The 17,443-nt window shown below is 51.8% G+C and carries 11 protein-coding genes; 9 read left to right on the top strand and 2 right to left on the bottom strand.

Features of this window, described 5'->3' with window-relative positions; translation table 11 throughout:
- Nucleotides 1-421: 421 nt before the first annotated feature.
- Nucleotides 422-3,028: a cation-translocating P-type ATPase gene (locus EKM84_RS07005; RefSeq protein WP_125765071.1), complete on the top strand. Its 2,607-nt coding sequence runs from the start codon at nt 422-424 to the stop codon at nt 3,026-3,028.
- A 519-nt stretch (nt 3,029-3,547) separates the two neighbouring features.
- Here EKM84_RS07005 and EKM84_RS07000 read toward each other — a convergent pair.
- Entirely contained in the window at nt 3,548-4,648 is a 1,101-nt protein-coding gene (locus tag EKM84_RS07000) for a MucBP domain-containing protein (RefSeq protein WP_125765070.1), read from the bottom strand.
- Between the two features lie 175 nt (nt 4,649-4,823).
- Nucleotides 4,824-7,058, bottom strand: a complete 2,235-nt coding sequence (locus EKM84_RS06995; protein WP_125765069.1) for an ATP-dependent Clp protease ATP-binding subunit — start codon at nt 7,056-7,058, stop codon at nt 4,824-4,826.
- Nucleotides 7,059-8,302: 1,244 nt separating this feature from the next.
- On the opposite strand from EKM84_RS06995, the gene EKM84_RS06990 reads away from it, so the two are divergent.
- The 8 genes from EKM84_RS06990 (at nt 8,303) to EKM84_RS06955 (ending at nt 16,821) form a co-directional block, all read left to right on the top strand.
- Complete coding sequence (locus tag EKM84_RS06990) at nt 8,303-8,503, top strand: hypothetical protein (RefSeq protein WP_125765068.1); 201 nt, start codon at nt 8,303-8,305, stop codon at nt 8,501-8,503.
- A gap of 167 nt (nt 8,504-8,670) precedes the next feature.
- A complete protein-coding gene (locus EKM84_RS06985; RefSeq protein WP_125583687.1) occupies nt 8,671-8,937 on the top strand; it encodes a phosphocarrier protein HPr in 267 nt (88 codons plus the stop codon).
- The gene (gene ptsP, locus EKM84_RS06980; protein ID WP_125765067.1) at nt 8,937-10,667 is read left to right on the top strand and encodes a phosphoenolpyruvate--protein phosphotransferase; all 1,731 of its coding nucleotides are present in this window, start codon (nt 8,937-8,939) and stop codon (nt 10,665-10,667) included. The genes EKM84_RS06985 and ptsP overlap by 1 nt, the downstream gene beginning before the upstream one ends.
- A gap of 301 nt (nt 10,668-10,968) precedes the next feature.
- Nucleotides 10,969-12,147, top strand: coding sequence for a glycosyltransferase family 4 protein (locus EKM84_RS06975; protein WP_125765066.1), 1,179 nt, complete (start codon nt 10,969-10,971; stop codon nt 12,145-12,147).
- 12 nt (nt 12,148-12,159) lie between these two features.
- On the top strand, nt 12,160-13,182 hold the full coding sequence (locus EKM84_RS06970; protein ID WP_125765065.1) for a glycosyltransferase family 4 protein: 1,023 nt from the start codon (nt 12,160-12,162) through the stop codon (nt 13,180-13,182).
- 4 nt (nt 13,183-13,186) lie between these two features.
- Nucleotides 13,187-14,206, top strand: coding sequence for a lysylphosphatidylglycerol synthase transmembrane domain-containing protein (locus EKM84_RS06965; RefSeq protein WP_125765064.1), 1,020 nt, complete (start codon nt 13,187-13,189; stop codon nt 14,204-14,206).
- A 92-nt stretch (nt 14,207-14,298) separates the two neighbouring features.
- The gene (locus EKM84_RS06960) at nt 14,299-14,535 is read left to right on the top strand and encodes a YkuJ family protein (RefSeq protein ID WP_125574787.1); all 237 of its coding nucleotides are present in this window, start codon (nt 14,299-14,301) and stop codon (nt 14,533-14,535) included.
- Nucleotides 14,536-14,763: 228 nt separating this feature from the next.
- Nucleotides 14,764-16,821, top strand: coding sequence for an LTA synthase family protein (locus EKM84_RS06955; RefSeq protein ID WP_125765063.1), 2,058 nt, complete (start codon nt 14,764-14,766; stop codon nt 16,819-16,821).
- Nucleotides 16,822-17,443 lie beyond the last annotated feature (622 nt).

Genomic DNA, 17,443 nt, shown 5'->3' with positions numbered 1-17,443 from the left:
GCGGTCTCAAAGGTTGTCCCATGGACTAAGCTGAGTGGAAAACCTCAGCTAAGACCATCGACACAGCTGGCCGTCTTGGCTCGCCTCTGGTCACTGACATGGTGGCGTCTGTGGCGTTACTGGTTCTACGGCCTGGTTTTGGTTCACAAGTTTAGCTGGACTGATTTAAAAATAACTATCTATAGAGCGTCTCTTCCTGGACAATCCGTCTGGTGAGATACGCTCTATTTATTTGTCCTCAGATAGGAGATAAGCGGGCTTCTAACGACTGCCAGATACCACTTTAAAACAAGTCTATAATATAAAACGTCAAGACTCTATAAATCTTCACATTTCTCTCAAAGTCTACGCAAAACTTTTCGTCATAATAAGATTATAGTAATTGATGCGATGATTCATTTAGTTAACGGAGGATTTCATGATGAAGAGAAAAGAGATGAAAAAAATCAACTTAACGGCGCAGCAGGGGTTGACGGCGAAACAGGCCCAAGACCAACTGGCTGCGACCGGGGCGAACGAATTGATCGCCGCAAAGAAACCCGCGCTGTGGCAGCAGGTAGCGCGCCACCTGAGCGACGTTTCCTCACTTGTGCTATTATTTGCCGTCGGCTTAGCCAGTTACATGGCGCTCTTTCAGGGTGGCGGCTGGACGAAGACGATTGTGATTGGGTCTATCCTGGTGATCAACGTGATCATCGGTCTGTACCAGGAAGCCTCGGCGGAAAAGGCGTTGGCGGCGTTACAGTCCATGAGTCTGCCCACGACCACGGTTCGGCGGGACGACATCGCCCAGACGATTCAGGCTAAAGACGTGGTGCCGGGGGACTTGGTTCTGCTAAAAGCTGGTGACCAGGTACCAGCCGATGGTATCGTGCTCCAAAGCACCAATTTAGCCGTGGACGAAGCCGTCTTGACCGGTGAAAGTGTGCCGGTCACGAAGGAAAAAATCGTTGACCCGGATGGCGCAACGGAAGCGCAACAGGTCTTTTCCGGAACCGCCGTCACGGCAGGTACGGCCATCGTTCAGGTAGTGACGACCGGGATGGCGACGGAACTGGGTCAAATCGCGGGTTTGTTGAACAAGACCAAGAAACGGGCTACGCCACTGCAAGGCCGGTTGAACAAGCTATCCGCGTGGTTGACGACCTTTGCGGTGATGGGCGGGATGGCCATCTTTGCCCTCAGCATTTGGATGCAAAATCAGGGGCTGGCTGACAGCCTGATGATTGGGATTTCCCTGGCCGTGGCGGCTGTGCCAGAAACGCTGCCGATCATCGTGACCATTAGTTTGGCACACGGGGTGAAGCGGATGGCTAAACGCAACGCTATCATGCGCCGGGTCAACGCGGTGGAAACGATTGGGGGCGTCGACGTGATTGCCTCCGACAAGACGGGAACGCTGACGCAAAATCAGATGACGATTACCCGTTACTGGACACCCAACACGAAGAACGCCATGGCGGCGGACACGTTAACGCCGGCCGGTGAAAAGATGATGCGCTACCTGGGATTGGCGACTAACGCCGAAATTCAGGAGGTCGCGGGTCAGGAACAGACGATGGGTGACCCCACGGAACTGGCGATTGTGCGCTGGTTAAAGGGACACGACAAGAGTCGGCAACAGTTTGAAAAGCAAGCACCGCGACTGGCGGAAGATCCATTTGACTCCACGAAAAAAACGATGGCGACGGTCCATCGGTTAGCGGATGGCCAACAGCTGGTCATCGTGAAAGGCGCCTTCGACCGGTTACCAGTGGCGTGGCAACCACAAGCCCTCGCCCAAGCCAAGGCTGTTCACGATCAATTTGGCCAGCAGGCCTTACGGGTCCTGTCGGTGGGCTACAAGGTGATGCCAGCGACGGCAACGCACGACTGGACGGAACTGACCAAGGACTTAACGTTTGCGGGGCTGGTGGGCATCATTGACCCGCCACGGCCAGAAGTGATTCCGGCGATTCGGGAAGCCAAACGTGCGGGGATCAAGCCGGTGATGATCACCGGGGACCACATGGTGACGGCTGAAGCCATCGCTAAGGAAATCGGTTTGCTGACGCCGGGACAACTGGTGATGTCAGGGGACGAGCTCCGGACGCTGACGGACGACGAGCTCGCCGCACAGATTCAAGATATCGCGGTTTATGCGCGGGTATCGCCGACGGATAAGATTCGGATCGTGCAGGCGTGGCAAAATGCCGGCAAGACCGTGGCCATGACCGGGGATGGGGTCAACGATGCTCCCGCCCTGAAGGCCGCCGATGTCGGAATCGCCATGGGAATTACCGGAACGGAAGTCTCTAAGGGAGCCGCCGACATGGTCCTGACGGATGACAACTTTGCCACGATTATCTCCGCGGTCCGGGAAGGTCGGACGGTCTACCAGAACATTTTGAAGGCCGTTGAATTCCTAGTGGGCGTTAACTTTGCCCAAATCTTCCTGATGGTGGGCGCGGTCCTGATGGGCTGGGGCGCACCGCTCTTGGCGGAACAACTCCTGTTGATCAACGTGTTAGCCGATGGGATTCCCGGCTTCTACATTTCCCGTGAACCGGGCGAAAAGGAAGCCATGGAACAGCCACCGGTGGCTAACGACGAAAGTCTCTTTGCCAGAGGCTTGGGTAGTCGCTTGGCAATCCGGGCGGTCACGTTTACCTTCCTGACGCTAGGCATCTACGCGATTGGCCGGTTCGGCCTCTCCGCGGGGCAAGCCACGATGGGGATGACGATGGTCTTCCTGGTGCTCGCGGTTGGTTCGATGGTCGACATCTACGCTATCAAGGACCGTCAGCCGCTGACACGGCAAAGCCTCATGCGTAATCCCGTGTTAAACGGGGCGATGCTCCTGGCCGTAGCCTTGGTCATCGCTATCGCCACGATTCCGGGCCTACAAAGCATGTTCGGCCTGGTAAGCTTGCCAGCAGTGGCCTGGGCAATCGTGATTCCGGGGATGTTTGTTCCAACGATTGTGTTAGAAATTGCCAAGCGCTGGCAACGACGGTCCACGAACACGTGGGTCGCAGAAATTGACTAGGGCAACACCGTAACTGAATGGGTCGAGCCAAGACACTCACGCGACCAATAACTTGACGATTGCTTGGAGGAGTAAACGGAGACGTTTGGAAGCGCGTGGGGGTCATGGCAAGCCACATTCGGCAAGCAAGCTAAACCTAAAGCATACGCCGCAACGTATGAATCGGTTAGACACAAAAATAGCGGTCACCTCTCAACAAAAATGAAAAGGTGACCGTTATTTGTTTAGGTTTATATAATTCAGCGCTTAGTAATTGTGCTGAACACACATTAACCACAGGAACCAGCGCAATTGAACTTGGTATGATCAGTGTCAGTGACCAGAGGCGGATCAACCTGCTCAGCTGTGTCGATGGTCTTAGCTGAGGTTTCTCACTCAGCTTAGTCCATGGGACGATCTTTGAGACCGCTCCTCGGGCTCAAAGTCGAGGTGGAAGCCTGAGAATCAGGCTGGAACCGACCCCATAGCAGGCCAGCTTGAGCCCACCGCCGGGAACGAACACTGAGAACCGAGTTCGAATTAAGCGTAAGCGACGAGGGCGAGGCGGACGTAGCGCGCATTAATGTAAGCATCCGGCCCAATCTGATACCAGACCAACTGCTGGTCATCCACGACGCGGCCGCGAATATCCAGGGCCTCACCATGGTCGAGCTGACCGGCCGTTTCGCCATAAGGCTCGTGGTAAATGGACACGGCCTTGCCCGGCACGTAATCGACGGTGCCAATGCGTTCAAAGGGTTCGGGATGCCACCGGTCGGGTTCGGGCAAGCCGAGGTCGATGAACTGGTGCTCCCGGCGCACGGTTTCCTTGGCCGAGAGCCACTGCTCGCCACCGAGGTTGTACCAAACGTCGCCGTTGGTCAGGGTGATGATCATGAACAGCCGCCACAAAGAGTCCGTGGGGAACTGGTACCCGTAAGCCTGGCCGTTGGGACCATCGAAAACCTGATGGTCGGCCTGCAGAAAGACAAATTGATGGACCCGCTGGACCATTTGCCAGGAATCCCGCCGGTAGTAGTAAACGACCTGGCCGGGGTGCTGGCTAAAGGTGCCACGTTGTTGGCCCTGAGCCTGAAAAATGTGGTAATTTTCAACGGCTGGGGGGGTCAACGAGAAGGCCGTTCCCAGGCGTCCGCGGAGAATTCCGGGGAGCTCTAGTAACCGGCCGGTATCGTAATCGACCAGGTAGCTAATGATGGGTTGCCCCCAGTGCCGAACGTAGACCAGGGTGGTCAGTCCGTATGCTGAAATGTAATCCTGAGTGAACCCGTGGACATCACGGAGCGCGTACCCCGGAATTTTAGGAAAGCGGAAGTTGACCGGCTGGTTGAGGGCGCCCGTGAGGACCAATGCGGGTTGCAGCGGCTGATCTTGGTCATCCACTAAGCGGACGACCAGGGTAGCCGCTACCTGAGCAGCCTTCGCAACCGGTTGGGGTGCGGCCTGCGGTGTCGGTGAGACGGGTGTTGGGGCTAAGGGCAGGGTCGTGGCCCGGGGTTCGGGTGTTTCTGGCACAACCGGCGCGGGGGCTGGCCGTCGCCGTGCTTGGGCGTGCCGCGGCCGCCGCTTGGGTGCCTGATTCGGTTCGATCACCCGTCGTAACCAGTCAAAAAAAGCCATGTCCCTTCACCTCCTGAAGTTTCCATTAAAATATTAGTCTATAGCATACAGTATACCGCATTCTGGCGGTGCGTTGCAGGTCCTTTTGCAAAACGCTTCCAGAGATTGGTCGTGGGGACGTTAGGCAGCAAAAAACGGCGACCCGCAAGTTGCGAATCGCCGTTAAAAATGGACTTTACTTTTTATCCGTCGTTGGTTCGGCTGCTGGTTTAGCAGTATCCGTGTCAGCGGCTAAGACAATCTTGCCGTCTTCAATCTTGGCCACGAGGTTCTTCACGTCCGCGTGATCAAGGTAGAAGTCCGCAATCCGGTCTTCGATTTCTTCTTGAATGACTCGCCGTAATGGCCGAGCGCCCATTGCTGGGTTGTAGCCCTTCGCCACGAGTTGTTCTTCAACGGGTTCCGTAACGTGGATGTGGAGGCCTTGGCCCGCAAGCATCTGGTTGACGTCACCAATCATTAAGTCAACAATGTGCATCAAGTTTTCTTTGCTGAGAGAGTTGAATTCAATGATGTCGTCGAAACGGTTCAAGAATTCTGGCTTGAAGTAGTTGGTCAAATTGCCCAGAACGGAGTGGGTCGTACCCTCGGCAGCGGCACCGAAACCAACGTTGGCTTCAGCATCGCCGGTCCCGGCGTTACTGGTCATGATAATCAACGTATCCTTGAAGGAAACGGTCCGACCTTGAGAATCGGTCAACCGGCCGTCGTCAAGAATTTGTAAGAACATGTTCATGACGTCGGGGTGAGCCTTCTCAATTTCGTCCAGTAAGATCAAGGTGTACGGGTGCCGGCGAACTTGTTCCGTCAGCTGACCGGCTTCTTCATAGCCAACATAGCCAGGTGGGGACCCGATCAATTTCGAAATGGAATGTGGTTCCATGTACTCAGACATGTCAAACCGAATCATGGCCTCCTGGGAGCCGAAGAGTTCGTTGGCTAATTGCTTAGCTAATTCCGTCTTCCCGACACCAGTCGGACCAACGAAGAGGAAGGACCCGATTGGCCGGCCCGTGCCGTTCAACCCGATACGGTTCCGGCGGATTGCCCGCGCAACCTTGTCAACGGCCTCGTTTTGACCAATGACGTGCTTTTCCAAATCAGGGGAGAGGCTTTGCAGTTGATGTTGTTCCTTGGCTGCTAACTCACCCACGGGGATGGACGTCTTCTCTTCGACGATGTCCTGCATGTCCTTGACGGTAACCGTGGCCGACTGATTTTGGTCAGCGGTCTTGGCGTTTTCCTTAGACTTCTCTAACTTCGTGACTTGATCACGGTAGTAGGCGGCTTTTTCGTAGTCTTCCTGCTTCAAAGCAGCCTGCTTCTGATCCTCAGAGCTCTTGATTTTTTCATCAATGGCTTTGGGATCAGCCACGTTGATCGTTAAGTTCTTCCGTGAACCAGCTTCATCCAACAGGTCAATGGCCTTGTCCGGTAAGAACCGGTCTTGGATGTAACGGTCGGACAGGCGAACGGCGGCCTCAATGGCGTCGTCCGTGTAGTGAACGTGGTGGTAATCTTCGTACTTCTTTTGGATGCCTTGTAAAATTTTGACGGCTTCATCGGCACTTGGTTCATCAACCGTGACGGGTTGGAACCGCCGTGCGAGGGCTTGATCCTTTTCAATATCTCTGTATTCATTTAAAGTCGTGGCCCCGATGAGTTGGAAGTCACCCCGAGCAAGCGCTGGCTTCAACACGTTACCAGCGTCCATGCCACCCTCGGCATTGCCGGCGCCCATGATTTCATGGATTTCGTCAATAAAGAGGATGATGTCCGGATTGCTCTGAACTTCCTTCATCAATTGTTGCATCCGTTGTTCAAATTGGCCCCGAATCCCAGTTCCTTGAACCAGGGAAACCACGTCCAATCGAATAATTTGTTTGTTGGCTAATTTTTGGGGAACGTTGCCTTCAACAATCCGTTCCGCAAGGCCTTCGATGACGGCCGTCTTCCCAACACCGGCTTCCCCGATTAAAACGGGGTTGTTCTTGGTCCGGCGATTGAGAATTTCGATGACTTGAGCCGTCTCTTTGTCACGCCCAATAACGGGGTCAACCTTACCGTCCTTGGCCAGTTTGGTCAGGTTCAAGCCATACTGACTGAGTAGGCCATTGCCGTTTCCTTGGTTACCAGCAGGTTGGGTTGGCTGACCAGGTTGCTGCGCACCGGATTGCCGGTAGTCAGCTTGGTCGTTGTTGCCGCCTTGCATTGCCCGGAAAATATCATCCAGGTTACCAAAGCCGAATGGATCTTGTGCCATACGGCCACCTCCATTTCCAGAATCGTTTTGTTGCTGCTTCAGCAGTTGATAACAATTTTGGCATAGGTCAACTTGTTGCCGCTGCCCATTTACACTCATGTAAAGGTGAATCGTTGCTTCATTGCGGTGGCAATTTTGACATAGCATCTTGTCGTCTCCTTTCTTGCCTGGAATTCTCGTGGGAAACCCACGCAGGTCTGTGTGAGAAAAGTTTTGACCTTTCTTGACCATTGACCACATTATACCGCGTTCGACCTGCCGTGCAAGTAATTTGTTTCGCGACAGAATCAGCGGTAATCGTGGCGTTTCCAGCGAACAATTTTATTCTAGCACTCTCGGTAGTAGAATGCTAAAATCGACTCCTGATTTCTCCTATTTTTCCCAAACCGTGGTGAAATTTGGTGCGCGCTGGGGTTTCGTTCCCGGCGGTGAATTCAAGGTTCCCTGCTGTGGGGTCGGTTCCAGCCGGAGAGCGGGCTTCCACCTCAACTTTGAGCCATAGGGCGGTCTCAAAGGTTGCCCCATGGTCTAGGCTGAGAAAGAACCTCAGCCAAGGCCATCGACACAGCTGGGCACCTTGATTCGCCTCTGGTCACTGACACAGACGCACCAAATTATACGGTCGACGGCTACATTCTCGGCGGTGAGCTCAAGCCAGCCTGAGGAGCGGTCTTCCGCCTCGCCTATGAGCCTGAAAAGCGGTCTCATAGGTCGTCCCGTGTTCTAGGTTGGGAAGTGCCCCCAACCAAGAACACCGGCACAGCTGTCTGGCTTGGCTCACCTCTGGTCACTGAGAAAGGTGAACCAAATTTTACTGACGGTGGTGGTTGCATTGCTTTACATGTGTGTTATTGGTGGGCCGATGAAATAGGCGGAGACAGGTTTTGCTGATGAGTTGTTAAGATTTGTCAATAGAATGCGACTAGATGTTTAGCAGTAAATCGTGTGTGCTCCTATATTCTTACTCTAATGGTTGTCGAACTCTATATAGGAGACGCGATAAGTCGTTTGATTCTGAATTGGAGATGCGCGATAATTTAATTACCGTTTGTAAATACAAGAGGAACGCAGAAGTAACCTGTTGAAATATCCCTAGTATCTGTCACAATAGTTGAAGCAAACCTATCGTGGTGATTGCAAAAGGTTGGCCATGATTGAGGTAACGTTTCAACGGGAGTGACCAGCTGTGTCGATGGTCTTAACTGAGTGACCTTCTCAGTTTAGAGCATGGGACGACTTTGAAGACACGTGGTTTTCGTGGCTTCAAAGCGAGGTGGAAGACCGCTCCTCAGTCTGGAACCGGGCCCCACAGCAGGGCAGCTTGAACCCGCCGTCGGAAACGGTCAGCATGCTGAAACGTTAAGCGAACTTGTTTAAGGAGGAAAAAACTTTTGGCAAAAGATTTTACCGCGCTAATGAACCAACTAAAAGATCAGGAACTAGACGAATTCGAAGTCACCCCTGAAGAATTTCCCGCCTTTCAAAAAGCCTTCATGGCCTTTGAAACCCGGAAGCGGGTAATTGGTCAGGCCCACAAGGGTGGCAAATTAATCTACCGTTACGATGATGGTGGCAAAAAAGACGACGAATAGTGATTATTTGATGTAAGCGGTTCATGAATGCTTGTAATTTGCCTGCTAGATTGATATTCTTAGTAGGTAGGCGTGACTCACAAAATGGTTGTTTGGCCAATGCGCAAGGTCAGGGTGAGTCGTGTTTGGTAAGAAATCAACCTAAGCTTAAAGGAGATCGATCAATTATGGAAAAACGCGAATTTCGTGTCACTGCAGAAACTGGTATCCACGCACGTCCCGCAACTTTATTAGTTCAGGCTGCTAGCAAGTTCAACTCTGAAGTTAGCTTGCAGTACCAAGACAAGTCCGTTAACTTGAAGTCTATCATGGGCGTTATGTCCTTAGGTGTTGGCCAAAACGCCAGCATCACCATCACGACTGACGGTGACGACGAAGCCGATGCCATGAACGCAGTGGCTGAAACGTTGAAAAAAGAGGGTTTATCTGACTAATGAGAGCGATGCTCAAGGGAATTGCCGCCAGTGATGGGGTGGCTTGCGGCCGGGTCTACCGGTTCGTTGAGCCAGATCTCACCGTTAAAAAGCGGACAATCACTAATCTTGATTACGAATTAAATCGATTCCATCAGGCCCTTGAAGCAGCCGTCTCAGAAGTCGAGACGATTGAAACGCGTGCAACTAAAAGCCTGGGCGCTGATGGCGCCCAGGTTTTTAGTGCGCATCGGGCGATGCTCCAAGACCCAGATGTGATTGCGGCGACTGAAACCAAAATCAAAACGGAACACGTCAACGCGGAAGTCGCGTTCGCCACTGTGATGAACGACTTTGCCCAGAGCTTTTTGGCGACGGATAATGCACTGACCAAGGAACGGACGTCTGACGTTCACGACGTGGTCAAGCGGGTGACCGCCCATTTACTTGGGGTGAACTTACCTAATTTGGCGTTACTGAAGGAGCCAGTCGTAGTTGTGACCCACGATTTGAATCCCAGTGATACGGTTTCGGCGGCGTCCAAGTACATCCTGGGCTTCGTCACGGACCTGGGTGGTCGGACGTCTCACTCGTCAATTCTGGCGCGCTCACTGAACATTCCCGCGGTTGTGGGGACGCAGACGGGAACCCAGACGTTGATGGATGGCGATTCAGTCATCGTCAACGGGTCGACTGGGAGCGTCGTGATGGATCCCGACCAAGCAGAATTGGACACGGCCAAGCAGGCCATGCTGGACCGAATCGCCAACATGAAGCGACTAGCGACGTTGCGCAATCACACCACGACGAGTCGTGATGGGGTGGGGGTGACGTTGGCTGCCAACATGGGGACCGCCAGTGACATCCCGAACGTCTTGCACAATGGCGCGGAGGCCGTGGGCTTGATGCGCACCGAATTTTTGTATATGGATTCGGAGCAACTGCCCACGGAGGACGAACAGTTTGCCACGTACCGGCAGGTGTTGGAAAAATTAGCGCCACGCCCCGTGGTCATTCGGACCCTGGATATTGGTGGGGACAAGCCGTTGCCTTACCTGCATCAGAAGCAGGAAGCCAATCCATTTCTGGGTGCGCGGGCGATTCGCCAGAGCCTGGCCCATCAAAACATTTTTCGCAGTCAGTTGCGGGCATTGCTGCGGGCGTCGGCTTACGGCAATCTGCGAATCATGTTCCCGATGATTGCGACGCTGGATGAGTTTCGTCAGGCCAAGGCCATTTACGATGACGAGCGCTCGAAGCTCACCACGGCCCGGGTACCCATGGGCAAGATTCAGGTCGGCATGATGGTCGAGGTGCCAGCGGCTGCCATGTTGGCGGACCGCTTTGCCCACGAGGTTGACTTCATGAGCATTGGGACCAACGACTTGATTGGCTACACGATGGCGGCCGACCGGACCAACCAGGATGTCTCCTATCTGTATCAGCCGTACCATCCCGCGATTTTGCGGTTGGTGCAACGCATCATTACGGCCGGCCACGCGGCGGGAATTCCCGTGGCGATGTGTGGCGAAATGGCTGGCGACCCGATTGCGGTACCCCTGTTATTGGGGATGGGCCTCGATGAGTTCTCGATGGGTGCTGGGTCGATTTTAAAGACGCGGCAGCTGATTAGTCAGCTCAATGCCAAGGACCTCCAAGGACTGGTAGAAAGTGCCGTGAATTCGGCCGACACCAGTCAAGACGTGATTACCATGGTGCAGGCCGCAGTTCCGGACCTGCCCCAGGCTTAAACTTAACGTAAACTGTGAGCACCCGTGACCGAGAATAATCGGTTGGTGGGTGCTTTTTTAGTGCAACTGTCGGTGAAGAAACCCCTTAGCGGTCACGAGTTGTTGTGGTGAACACGCATTAAATTTCCAGCAACCCCCGTTGTTGTTTGCAATCACTTAGGCAAACCCATATAATTGTGATGATTGTACAATATGAAGGCTGCTGGGTGCCGGTCTGGACCACTCGCATTAATGAGTTGGTGTTGGTAAACGGGACCCGGGGCCATTTAAGACAAAACACAAGACGCAAGGGGGATTGGCAATGAACATCGGCATATTTACGGATACCTATTTCCCTCAAGTGAGTGGGGTCGCGACGTCCATTAAGACGTTGCGGGATCAGTTGGAAAAACAGGGTAACCAGGTCTACATCTTCACGACGACCGACCCGCACGTTGAGAAGAACGTGTATGAACGCAATGTCTTTCGTTTCTCAAGCATTCCGTTCGTCTCCTTCACTGACCGCCGAATTGCAGTTCGGGGGCTCTTTCAGGCCTACCAAATTGCCAAGGAGTTAAATTTAGACGTGGTCCACACCCAGACGGAATTTTCCATGGGGTGGATCGGTAAGTTTGTGGCGCGGAACCTAGAGATTCCCTGTCTGCACACCTACCACACGATGTACGAGGACTATTTACATTACGTGGCGAACGGGAAGATTCTGAAGCCCGTGCACGTGAAGCAGGGGACACTGGCCTTTTGTTATCACTTAACTGGCGTGGTGGCTCCCAGCGACCGGGTGTTGACCACCTTAACCGATTATGGGGTCAAGACACCGATTCGGGTCATCCCAACCGGGGTCAACCTGCACCAGTATGAGCAACCGGATACCGCTAACTTACGGCGGCAGTTGGGGTATGATCCCGACACCCCGGTGATTCTCTCGCTGAGTCGCTTGGCGTATGAAAAGAATATTAAGGCCAGCATCGCGGCTCTGCCCCGCATTTTAGCGCAGGTGCCGAATGCGCAGCTGCTGATTGTAGGTGATGGGCCAGCCAAAGCGGACCTCGAGGCGCAAGCCAAGGATGCCGGGTTGGACGATCACGTGACCTTTACCGGTGAAATCAATAACGATGAGGTCTTCCGTTACTACCACATGGCCAATGTGTTCCTGTCCTCCTCGGATTCCGAATCCCAGGGGCTGACGTACATTGAAGCGCTGGCGGCGGGCACCAAAATCGTGGTCATGACGAGTCCGTATACCGATGAACTACTGTCGAGTCGGACGCTCGGGGTGACATTTACCACCGAAGACGAATTAGTTGAGAACGTGGTTGATTACCTGCTTCATGGGGATGACGAGCAGGACCCAGACTTGCTGGCACGGAAGTTAGCAGAAATTTCTGCGGATACTTTCGGGCAGCACATCCTGGAATTCTATCAGGATGCGCAGGCAAGCTACGAGCAATCTCACGAGGATACCCCGGACTTTAGCGATTAGAGGAGTTATTGGATGTTAAAAATCAACATGTTTTCTGCGGCTGATTCCGTGAAGGGTCAGGGTGTGGGGAGTGCTTACAACGAACTCATGAATCTGTTGGCGACACGGTTGGACCAGGAGTTTGACGTGTCCGTAAACAGTTATCGACGGGTCGACCTGACTCATTACCACACGATTAATTTTTCCTATTACTTATCAACGTTCATGCCGCACCGTGGTCGAAAGATCGGCTACGTTCATTTTCTGCCGGAAACTCTGGAGGGGAGCTTGAAGATTCCCCAACCATTCCGGTCCATTTTTTATAAATACGTGATTGCCTTCTACAAGCGGATGGATCACATTGTGGTGGTAAACCCGACGTTCATTCCTAAGCTAGTAGCGGCGGGGATTCCGGCCGAAAAGGTCACGTACATCCCCAACTTTGTGAGTCGCAAGGAATTCTACCCGGTCGCTGCCGAGAAGAAACGCGCCTTGCGCCAGCAGTACCACTACGATGAGCAGCGGTTTACAATCTTGGGCATTGGTCAGATTCAGGAGCGCAAGGGCCTATTTGACTTTATCAAATTAGCGCGGAACAATCCGGACCTGCAGTTCATCTGGGCCGGGGGCTTCTCCTTTGGACGGATGACCGATGGTTACGCGGCGCTCAAGAAGGTCGTGGATGATCCGCCGGCCAATCTGAGTTTTCCAGGTATCGTTGACCGGGATAAATTGGTCGACTACTATAACCTGGCGGACCTCTTTTTGTTGCCATCCTTTAATGAACTTTTCCCCATGTCTGTACTGGAAGCGTTTAGCACGGGAACCCCGGTCTTACTGCGGGATCTCGATCTGTATCAGGCCATTATCGCGGGGGACTATCAGCCAGCGGCCGATTACGACGCGATGAATGCGCAATTACACAAGTTACCTCAGGACCCAGCAGCGCTGGAACATTGGCATCAACGGAGCCTGGCGGCAGCTGACCGCTACTCCGAGGGACATCTGGCGCAGATTTGGCGGGAGTTCTATACGCAGCAAGCAAAAGAGGGGTAACTGAATGTCACGACGAAATAAATGGGTTTTAGCGTTGATGTTACTCCTGGGGATCGCTATTTTTGCTTTTTCTCTCCGTGACATTAAATTTTCAGTTTTAATCAATGATTTTGTAAATATTAACTTCTGGTGGTTCGGTGTCGCCATCTTGTGTATGGTGATCTATCTGGGGCTGGAGGCGTGGATCGTCAAGGTGTTCATCTCCGATCGTATCGAAGGCTTCACCTTTAAGGATGCCCTCCGAATTCCCATGGTGGAACAGCTGTTTAACGGCATCACGCCCTTCTCATCTGGTGGTCAACCGGCCCAACTGATTGCCCTGATGCAAACGGGGGTCGATGCGGGGAAGGCCAGCTCGGTTCTTCTAATGAAGTTCGTCGTCTACCAGTCCATGATTGTCATCAACTTTTTGTTTGCCCTGGTCATTGGGTTTCACGACATTCAGGACAAACTCCACGCCTTAGTCTGGCTGGTCGTGTTTGGCTTTTCCATTCACCTGGCCGTCATCGTGGGGCTTCTGATGATCATGTTCTGGCATGCGTTCACCAAGAAGGCGGTCGGCGTGATTCTCAAACCCATGGGGTGGTTCATGAAGGCCGAACGTTTCGAGCGGATGTCGGCCAACGTGAACGGGAAAATCGATTCCTTTTACGCCGAAAGTGTCCGCATCAGTGGGCAGTGGAAGCTGATGCTGCGCGTCTTTGTGATTACCTTCTTCCAGCTGATGTTCTACTATTTGATTCCGTACTTCATCATGCTGGCGCTGGGCTACACGACGGCGAACATCGTCATGGTCACGAGTCTCCATATTCTCATTGTCATGGTGATCTCCCTGTTCCCGATTCCCGGGGGCTCTGGGGGCGCCGAATACAGCTTTGAAATGATTTTCCGTAGCTATATCTCATCGAATAGTAAATTGGTGCTGGCCATGATTTTATGGCGGCTCCTGACCTACTACTTGGGGATGTTAGCCGGTCTGGTGGCGATGGTGATTCGCCCAGATAAGGTGCGCGAAGAGAACTGATTTGTGAAAACTCTGAGTTTTTCGCGATTAGGGCGTGCCATAGTGGCTTAAGTTTGGTAAAATCATAGTGAAAGCTAGAAAGGGGACCAACCATGGAAGAATCTCAACTGATTGGCATCATCAATCGTTTAAAAGCGATGCAGGAGGATGCTACCGACGAGCCACAACCCCGTCGTTTTGAAAAAGAAGGCGTGGAACAGGCAACGGTCGTATTTAACCAATTGACCCACACGTACACGTTAACCGAACACAATCCGGAAACGACTTTTGAATTTGATAACATTGATTTAGTAGCTATCGAATTATTTGATTTATTGACGGATAATTAATAACAAAACTATGGTGAACATAGTTTTGTTTTTTTTAAATAAAAATATGGTGGCGGTTACACGGCTAGCGACCGACTGGTTGGTCCCAGAACGGTACGAGCACCCCGTTAAGTTGTGATGGAAACGTGAGCAAAACTTGAATTTTTTCAAAGGTTCCTTAATCAGATTGAAACCCCGCTGGTATTCGTTATACTGTAGTGATGTTAACTATTTTGTGGAGGCTGTCTCATGGCGAATTTTTTTAAACGAAAGATGAACTGGATAAACACCCGGATGGGCTTTTTCCTGTTGACCATCGTTCTATTTTGGGTAAAGACTTACATTGCCTATCAAACCGAGTTCACGCTGGGAGCAAAGGGGAGTGTCCAACAGTTTCTGCTGTTCATTAACCCCGTTCCGGCGGCGTTACTGATTTTCGGCATTGCCCTGTATTTCCGGGGACGGTTAGCTTATTGGCTAATGATGATCATTAATGTCCTGGAATCGACCTGGATATTTGCGAACGTGCTGTATTACCGGGAGTTCTCAGACTTCCTCTCCTTCGGGATCATGAAGGGGTCGAGTGATGTTGGGAACAACTTGGGGAAGAGTATGGCACAGATTACCCATCTGTATGATTTCTTTGTGTATATCGATATTATCGTTTTAATTGTGTTGTTGGTGACCCACGTCATTCGGATTGACCCGCGGCCGTTCAAACGGCGGTATGCGTTGTCGATTACGGTGCTGTCGTTTGGACTGATGTTTGCCGAATTCGGTATGGCCAACGCGGACCGTTCTGGCCTGCTGACGCGGACATTTGACAACAACTACATCGTCAAGTACCTGGGGCTGAATGAATATGCGGCCTTTAACGGGTATCAGACGCAGAAGGAAAGTGCCACGCGAGCGAGTGCCAATGCCAGTGACATGAAGAGTGTGCTGAAATACTTGAAGCAAAACCGGGTGAGCCCCAACGTGTCGTATTACGGCAAGGAAAAGGGCAAGAACGTGTTTGTGATTCACTTGGAGAGTTTCCAACAGTTCCTGCTCGACTATAAGGTCGATGGGAAGGAAGTTACCCCCACGCTGAATAAGTTCTACCATAACCAGAATACCCTGTCATTCGATAACTTCTATAATCAAGTGGCCCAGGGGAAGACCTCCGATGCTGAAATGATGCTGGAAAACTCGCTGTTTGGATTACCACAGGGGTCGGCGATGACGACGTACGGGACGCAAAACACGTTCCAGGCGGCACCAGCTATCCTGAGTCAAGAGGCTGGGTATAGCACGGCGGCATTCCATGGAGATGTCCCAAGTTTCTGGAACCGGGACAACACGTACAAGTCCTGGGGCTACCAGTATTTCTTCAGCTCTAGCTACTATACGGAGAAGCCCGGGTACTCAGTGGGGTATGGCTTGAAGGATAAGATCTTCTTTGAGCAGTCCGCTAAGTACATCGAGCAGTTACCGCAGCCGTTCTATGCTAAGCTGATTACGCTGACCAACCATTACCCGTACGAGTTAGATAAGAAGAACACGGATTTCCCAGCAACCAAAACCGGGGATAAGACCGTGGACCCATACGTTCAGACGGCACACTATTTGGACCAATCATTTGCTGAGTTCCTGACGTACCTGAAGAAGGTCGGTCTGTACAAGAATAGTGTCATCGTTACCTATGGGGACCACTATGGGATTTCCAACAATCACCGTCCAGCGATTGCGCAATTACTGGGGAAGAGTAAGGTCACGAACTTTGACTTGGCGCAATTCCAAAAGGTGCCATTCATGATTCACGTGACGGGACTGAAGGGTGGCATCAACCACACGTACGGTGGGGAAATCGATGTCTTGCCAACCTTATTGGATCTGCTCGGGGTGAAGAACACCGATACGATTCAGTTTGGGCAAGATCTGTTGGCGAAGAATCGCAATCAGACCGTCGCCTTTAGAAATGGAAACTTCATCTCACCGAAGTATGCCAAGATAGGGGGGACCGTCTATGATACGAAGACGGGGAAAGTCCTCACGTTGACGGCAGCGCAGAAGAAGGTTGTCGATCAGATGCAGAACCACGTGACGACGGAGCTTTCGTTATCCGACCGGGTCATCTATGGCGACCTGTTGCGTTTCTACACGCCAAAGAACTTTACCAAGGTCAACAAGACCGACTTTACCTATAAGTACAAACCAGCAATGGCGAAACTTGCTGAGGCGGAAAAACAGGAGAAGACGAGTGCCTTGGCTAAGAACAAGGGTAAGACGACTACGTATAAGACGGACGCACCAGAATTGAAATAAGCTTCATATAGAAGAGTTCCGACTACTCCTAGTGAGTGTGGTTGGGACTCTTTTTCTGTGTAAGAGGTGTCGTGCGTGGGTAGACCGATTCGGGTGACATCGATGAGGCATGGCCGAGAGTTTTAGGGGAAGTGGTGGGGGTACGCAGCTGGGGATGAAAATAATTTCAGTAAATATTCATTTTGCCCTTGACCAATGGCGTGGATATTGGTAAACTATTTTTTGTTGTCAGAAACGCAAACAAGCGTTGCATCGGCAAGGATGAAACGAGATTCAAGTAATTGAAAAAAAGGCTTGACGGTCTTGGCAATTCTTGATATAGTAGTAATCGTTGTTGAGAATATTTATTCAATTAGTTGCAGCAAACATCAATATTTATTCAAAAAGATGTTTAAAAACTTGTTGACATGATTTTGACAGCATGATATACTTTAAAAGTTGTCACGGAGCACTTGCTTCTTAGGACAACTTGGTAGACCTTTGAAAACTGAACATTGTTTCGACAAACCAAATATGTGTAGGGCGGTTTGATACTTGGTATCAAACCCAAACAATATTTGCGAAGTCAATTCGCTTTTATAACAAATAAAGTAACAACAATCGATGAGCTATTCAAGCATCA

Origin of the sequence: Levilactobacillus mulengensis, assembly GCF_003946045.1 — a bacterium.
Classification (GTDB): Bacteria; Bacillota; Bacilli; order Lactobacillales; family Lactobacillaceae; genus Levilactobacillus; species Levilactobacillus mulengensis.
This window is presented reverse-complemented; position numbering and strand designations above follow the sequence as displayed.

Excerpts from the sequence above, each read along its gene's own strand:
- EKM84_RS07005 (WP_125765071.1), top strand. The coding sequence starts at position 422 with ATGAAGAGAAAAGAGATGAAAAAAATCAACTTAACGGCGCAGCAGGGG.
- EKM84_RS07000 (WP_125765070.1), bottom strand. The coding sequence starts at position 4,648 with ATGGCTTTTTTTGACTGGTTACGACGGGTGATCGAACCGAATCAGGCA.
- EKM84_RS06995 (WP_125765069.1), bottom strand. The coding sequence starts at position 7,058 with ATGCTATGTCAAAATTGCCACCGCAATGAAGCAACGATTCACCTTTAC.
- EKM84_RS06985 (WP_125583687.1), top strand. The coding sequence starts at position 8,671 with ATGGAAAAACGCGAATTTCGTGTCACTGCAGAAACTGGTATCCACGCA.
- ptsP (WP_125765067.1), top strand. The coding sequence starts at position 8,937 with ATGAGAGCGATGCTCAAGGGAATTGCCGCCAGTGATGGGGTGGCTTGC.
- EKM84_RS06975 (WP_125765066.1), top strand. The coding sequence starts at position 10,969 with ATGAACATCGGCATATTTACGGATACCTATTTCCCTCAAGTGAGTGGG.
- EKM84_RS06970 (WP_125765065.1), top strand. The coding sequence starts at position 12,160 with ATGTTAAAAATCAACATGTTTTCTGCGGCTGATTCCGTGAAGGGTCAG.
- EKM84_RS06965 (WP_125765064.1), top strand. The coding sequence starts at position 13,187 with ATGTCACGACGAAATAAATGGGTTTTAGCGTTGATGTTACTCCTGGGG.
- EKM84_RS06960 (WP_125574787.1), top strand. The coding sequence starts at position 14,299 with ATGGAAGAATCTCAACTGATTGGCATCATCAATCGTTTAAAAGCGATG.
- EKM84_RS06955 (WP_125765063.1), top strand. The coding sequence starts at position 14,764 with ATGGCGAATTTTTTTAAACGAAAGATGAACTGGATAAACACCCGGATG.